Raw genomic sequence first — 4,850 nt, 5'->3', positions numbered from 1 at the left:
CGCCGTCCTTGGTGATGCGCGGGGCGCCGAACGACTTGTCGATGACCACGTTGCGGCCCTTGGGGCCGAGCGTGACCTTCACCGCGTCAGCGAGGATGTTGACACCGCGCAGCATGCGCTCGCGGGCATCGCGGGAGAATTTTACGTCTTTGGCAGCCATTTTTAGCTCCTGGCAGGGGCTTCAATCGAGCCCGGGAATTCAGTTGACGAAAGGGCCTGATATGAGCCGATGATGCCCATGATGTCGGATTCCTTCATGATCAGAAGGTCTTCGCCATTGAGCTTGACTTCCGTGCCCGACCACTTGCTGAACAGGATGCGGTCGCCGGCCTTGACGTCCAGCGGGACCAGCTTGCCAGCTTCGTCACGAGCGCCGAAGCCGACAGCGATGATCTCGCCTTCCTGCGGCTTTTCCTTTGCCGTGTCGGGGATGATGATCCCGCCAGCGGTCTTGGATTCGGATTCGACCCGGCGAACGACCACGCGGTCATGCAGCGGGCGGAACTTCGACTTTGCCATTTTCGGATTTTTCCCTGGTGCGCTGTTGAGGGGTTTTTGTTAGCACTCGCGATGGACGAGTGCTAACGCGATAGTGAGGTAGGCTGTAAGCGGGCACTCGTCAAGACGGACGAGGGCAGGCGAGGAGCTCTGGCCCCCTCCCCGGTGGAACCCAACGCATACGCGGCATCCGCGTTGATGGCTGCGAGCCCCACATTTCCATTGAATTCGGCGTCATGACGCCAACTTGCTCGCGCCGCTTCCAAGTCGTCAGTCGTGCTGCCGTCAGCACGAACATAGGGCTGCGCTTCACTTCCCGTCGAAGCCGCGGCAAGCAGCGTCGCCGTCAGCACGCTCCTTTGCAGATGCTTGCCAAAGGTGGACAGTGAGCGCACCTGCGCCGGGCTGTTGGTGCGAACGTAAGACGTCATTGACAACTCCTTTTTGCAAGTCGAGCCCCTTCTCCACCTTCGGCCGCCGTCGACGCGAAGAAGTCCGCATCGCGTTGAAGACGAGCTGCGAAAAAGAGAAAGATGTGTTTGATGGCTGCGGCCCCAACGGTGCCTTCAGATTTGAGATCACTTCCGCCGCGAGCGGCTGAAGCTCCTCGCAACGTCAAATCGAATCTGCTGCCAAGCCTCCAGGAAAGGAGAGCATTGCTCATCTCGCGCTTGTGCATGCAGTCAACCTTCGATCCGTGTTGCCACATCAAGAGCAAATGCCGTGCCAAAGCTCACTGGGAAGTGAACGCATGGCTCTCCCTGAAAACCTCACAAATCCAGCATGGTCAATTGTGCGGAACCCGACATGCGTCTTCTGCCACTGTCAGCTTTCGGACAGGCATGACGCGTTTCGCGCCGACCACCGGTCGATCGGTTTTGGGGCCGGTCTGTTCGCCTCATAAGAGCGCGTTACATTGCGTAGCGGTTTCCCGAGCGCCGCCACATGACACTGGACCTGCAGGTAGCACCGGCTTCTCATCCAGCCTTACTTTGGCCCCCTCGCGTATCAAATTCCCGCTGGCGAGCCCTGCTTTCATAGATCGCACCATGCCGGATGTCTGCTCTGGCGCCCGACCCGCTGGCACGATCTCGATCCGGCATAAGGGCGCAGCATCTTTGCAGGCCGTTTCATCCCGGCGTCCTGCTTGGCTGACAGACCGCACTTGGCGAGCGGTCTCCATGCTCTCTCCAAGGACCATCCCTGCGGCTGGCTTGTCGACCTATGGGCGGGTCCGGCCGCCCGAAACCCTCGCGCCATCAGCTTTTTTCCCCGCCGCCTGCGGCGGCTTCCTCGCGCCGCTTCGCTCACAAAAAAGCTGCCCGCTCGGGTCCTTCACTGTCGCTGCGGCCCTGTCGGATTCAGGCGGTCCTGACGCGCCCATTACGGTGCGCCATCGCAGGGGATGGTCCCCGGCGAAACCACAAAAGGAGACTTCGAAATGACCGCGATCGGTTACGTCAACAAGCAGGAAAACGGCGCCTACAAGGGCCAGTTCAAGACGCTCAGCGTCCGCGCCGACATCGATATCGTCCCCAACCAGGCCAAGAGCGCCGATAACCATCCCGACTTCCGGGTGCTTACGCAAGGGGTCGAAGTCGGCGCTGGCTGGATCCGCACCGGCGAGACTTCCGGCAAGGATTATGTGAGCCTGTCGATTGCAGCGCCGGAGTTCGGACCGCGCAAGCTCTACGCCAATCTCGGCCGAGCCGCCGGCCAGGACGATCACGACACCTACGCCATCATCTGGAACCCGGCCGACTGACCGGCCGAGATAAGAGCCTCGCGCCGCAGCCCCGGCGCGGGGCTCATTCCCAGGAGTTCCACCCAAACCCCGTCCGCCCTAAAGGGCGGCGAAAACTCTCCCCCGACTCTTCGCCCGTCCCCGAGACGATCTCCCTCGCCCATCCTCGCCCTCGCTTGTCCGAAGCGAAACGAGGATCATCATGGACGACGAAAACGAACGCGCGGCCCGCGCGAAAAAGGGCAGCCCGTTTCTCAGCACAGCCCAAGCCGCCTTCTATATCGGGCTCTCCCAGCGCACGCTCGAAAAGATGCGGCTCAAGGGCGGCGGCCCGAAATTCCGCAAGCACGGCCGCTATGTCCGCTATCACATCGACGAACTCGACCATTGGTCGAAAGGACACCCGCAGCACTCCATCGCCGGCGATGGCAAGGCCGGTTCCGGCCAGGGCGGCACGGGAGGCCGTTCATGAGGCGGCGCCCTTCCATCCATCTGATCGGCAGCCGCCTGAGGCGTGTTCGAGCCCGTAAGACGGTCGCCTTGGCCGCGGCCGGTCTCGGTCTTTTGGGCTTCACGGCGCTGGGAAAGCCCGCCCCTTGGCTGGTCTGGAACGCCTCGGCCAGCGCGCCGATCGGCCTTTACCGCATCGCTGCGGGAGCGCTGGCGCGTGGCGATCTCGTGCTCGTGCGCCCGCCTGAATACGCGGCGTATCTCGCCGCCGAGCGCAGCTATCTGCCTCGCAATGTGCCGCTGGCAAAACGTCTTGCAGCGCTGCCGGACGATAATGTCTGCGCCTTCAATGACGCCATCATCATCGGCGGCGACATCGTCGCGCGCCGGCTCAAAATCGACGCCGAAGGCCGACCTTTGCCATGGTGGAACGGCTGCCGAGCGCTCGGGGATAACGAGGTTTTCCTGCTCGGCAGCGACAAAAACCGCTCCTTCGACAGCCGCTATTTCGGGCCTGTTCCCACTCAAAATGTCATCGGGAGGCTCGTACCACTATGGACCGAGTGACCCTCCTCTTGTTGGGCATGATCGCCATTGCGCCATGCGCCTGTTCCGCCTCGACCGGCGCTGAGCCGGTCGCCATCTCCCAAAGTCCGCAGCTGCGAAAGTGGCAGACGTTGGTATCGGAAGCAAGCCGGCGCTTCCATATTCCCCAAGCCTGGATCTATGCCGTCATGGCTGCCGAAAGCGGCGGCAAGACAATGCGCGGCGGCCGCCCCATCACCTCCCCCGCTGGCGCCATGGGCCTCATGCAGGTGATGCCCGGCACCTATGAAGAGATGCGGGTCGAACACGGCCTTGGGCCTAACCCCCACGATCCGCGCGACAATATCCTGGCCGGCACGGCCTATCTCAGTGCCATGTATGACCGCTTCGGATTTCCTGGCCTGTTTGGCGCCTACAATGCCGGTCCCGAGCGCTACGACGAGCATTTGAAGCGTGGCAAACCGCTGCCAGAAGAGACCGTCGAGTACCTCGACCAACTCAAGGCGGCCGGAGTTTCGGCGGCCGACATCGAGGCGTTCGAAAGCCAATCTGTCGCTCCAAAGGCGCAAATCGCTCCTCTCGGACGGTCGCTGTTCTTCATTCATGACGGTGTTCACTCAGGCGTGCGAAACGGCGATCTCTTCGTGCCGCTCGGCAAGGACGGCGCGCAGCCGAAGGAGCCGGTGCGTTAGCCATGGCGGACGGGGGCGCGTCTGGCGGGGCTGGGCGCGGAAGGCAAGATAAAGGTACCGCCTCCAGGAGGCGGTTAAATCTTTGTCTGCACATCGTTTTTCCGGGAGGCTGCCGCCGGTGCCAAGAGGGTTTGACGTGTAAGTGTCTGATTTTGCTTGATATGTCTGGGAGGCTCGCATTAAGGATGACGAGTTCAGGCCGAAGCTCGGCAAAATCGGGTCGCGCGGCTCGAAGGCCGGCAAACGCTATGCCGGCCAGGTTCGTGCGGCGATCAACCGGGCTGGCGGCCGGCCGCAACGCGGTGGTCGCTTCACAGGAAGCCGGACAGGGCGCGGCGGGGCGGCCGCCGCACTGCTGAAATCGCGCGACCGGTATGCCGCCTTCCGCCAGCGCCGGGTGATCGTCAAGGCGCGGGTCGTCAAGCTCGCCGGCAAGGGCGCGGACGGGGCGCGTGCCCATCTACGCTATCTTCAGCGCGACGGGGTCACCCGCGAAGGTGAACCTGGCGAGCTCTACGGCGCCGACAGCGGCCGCGTCGACGGCAAGGCGTTCATCGATCGCGCGGACGGCGACCGCCATCAGTTCCGCTTCATCGTCGCTGCCGAAGACGGCATCGAGTACGACGACCTCAAGGCGCTGACGCGGCGGCTCATGGCGCAGATGCAGGAAGACCTCGGCACGAAGCTCGACTGGGTCGCGGTCGATCATTTCAACACCGGCCACCCGCACAGCCACATCATCGTCCGTGGCAGGGACGACCGTGGCGAGAACCTGGTCATCGCGCGCGAATATATCTCATCTGGCATCCGCGAGCGGGCGGCCGAGCTGGTCAGCCTCGATCTCGGTCCGCGAACCGACCGCGAGATTGAGCTTCGCCTGCGCCGGGAAATGGAGCAGGAACGCTTCACCAGCATCGACC

Annotated in this window: 5 protein-coding genes and 2 pseudogenes; 5 read left to right on the top strand and 2 right to left on the bottom strand. The window is 63.0% G+C overall.

Annotation, left to right across the window (positions count from 1 at the left end; translation table 11 throughout):
* Positions 1 to 225: 225 nt before the first annotated feature.
* Together groES and EOA36_RS27860 are read right to left on the bottom strand one after the other, a co-directional pair.
* A pseudogene (groES, locus tag EOA36_RS27865) lies at positions 226 to 519 on the bottom strand (co-chaperone GroES); the annotation flags it as partial.
* Positions 520 to 581: 62 nt separating this feature from the next.
* Positions 582 to 929 carry a hypothetical protein gene (locus EOA36_RS27860; protein WP_063169239.1) on the bottom strand — a complete coding sequence of 116 codons (348 nt, stop codon included), beginning with the start codon at positions 927 to 929 and terminating at the stop codon, positions 582 to 584.
* 1,010 nt (positions 930 to 1,939) lie between these two features.
* On the opposite strand from EOA36_RS27860, the gene EOA36_RS27855 reads away from it, so the two are divergent.
* The 5 genes and pseudogenes from EOA36_RS27855 to EOA36_RS27835 form a co-directional block, all read left to right on the top strand.
* Positions 1,940 to 2,263: a DUF736 domain-containing protein gene (locus EOA36_RS27855; RefSeq protein ID WP_024505644.1), complete on the top strand. Its 324-nt coding sequence runs from the start codon at positions 1,940 to 1,942 to the stop codon at positions 2,261 to 2,263.
* Between the two features lie 181 nt (positions 2,264 to 2,444).
* Positions 2,445 to 2,714 (top strand): helix-turn-helix domain-containing protein, encoded by a 270-nt coding sequence (locus tag EOA36_RS27850; protein WP_024505645.1) that lies wholly within the window; start codon positions 2,445 to 2,447, stop codon positions 2,712 to 2,714.
* The gene (locus EOA36_RS27845) at positions 2,711 to 3,259 is read left to right on the top strand and encodes a S26 family signal peptidase (protein ID WP_024505646.1); all 549 of its coding nucleotides are present in this window, start codon (positions 2,711 to 2,713) and stop codon (positions 3,257 to 3,259) included. Before EOA36_RS27850 ends, EOA36_RS27845 begins: the two co-directional genes overlap by 4 nt.
* Positions 3,247 to 3,930 carry a lytic transglycosylase domain-containing protein gene (locus EOA36_RS27840; protein WP_024505647.1) on the top strand — a complete coding sequence of 228 codons (684 nt, stop codon included), beginning with the start codon at positions 3,247 to 3,249 and terminating at the stop codon, positions 3,928 to 3,930. The genes EOA36_RS27845 and EOA36_RS27840 overlap by 13 nt, the downstream gene beginning before the upstream one ends.
* A 178-nt stretch (positions 3,931 to 4,108) precedes the next feature.
* Positions 4,109 to 4,850: pseudogene (locus EOA36_RS27835) on the top strand (relaxase/mobilization nuclease domain-containing protein); the annotation flags it as partial.

The sequence above is a fragment of the Mesorhizobium sp. M8A.F.Ca.ET.021.01.1.1 genome, assembly GCF_003998025.1.
GTDB lineage: Bacteria > Pseudomonadota > Alphaproteobacteria > Rhizobiales > Rhizobiaceae > Mesorhizobium.
The sequence above is the reverse complement of the archived record's forward strand: the minus strand, read 5'-3'. Positions and strand labels throughout refer to the sequence as shown.

Bases quoted from the DNA above. Each gene is read 5' to 3' on its own strand.
- EOA36_RS27860 (WP_063169239.1), bottom strand. From the start codon at position 929: ATGACGTCTTACGTTCGCACCAACAGCCCGGCGCAGGTGCGCTCACTG.
- EOA36_RS27855 (WP_024505644.1), top strand. From the start codon at position 1,940: ATGACCGCGATCGGTTACGTCAACAAGCAGGAAAACGGCGCCTACAAG.
- EOA36_RS27850 (WP_024505645.1), top strand. From the start codon at position 2,445: ATGGACGACGAAAACGAACGCGCGGCCCGCGCGAAAAAGGGCAGCCCG.
- EOA36_RS27845 (WP_024505646.1), top strand. From the start codon at position 2,711: ATGAGGCGGCGCCCTTCCATCCATCTGATCGGCAGCCGCCTGAGGCGT.
- EOA36_RS27840 (WP_024505647.1), top strand. From the start codon at position 3,247: ATGGACCGAGTGACCCTCCTCTTGTTGGGCATGATCGCCATTGCGCCA.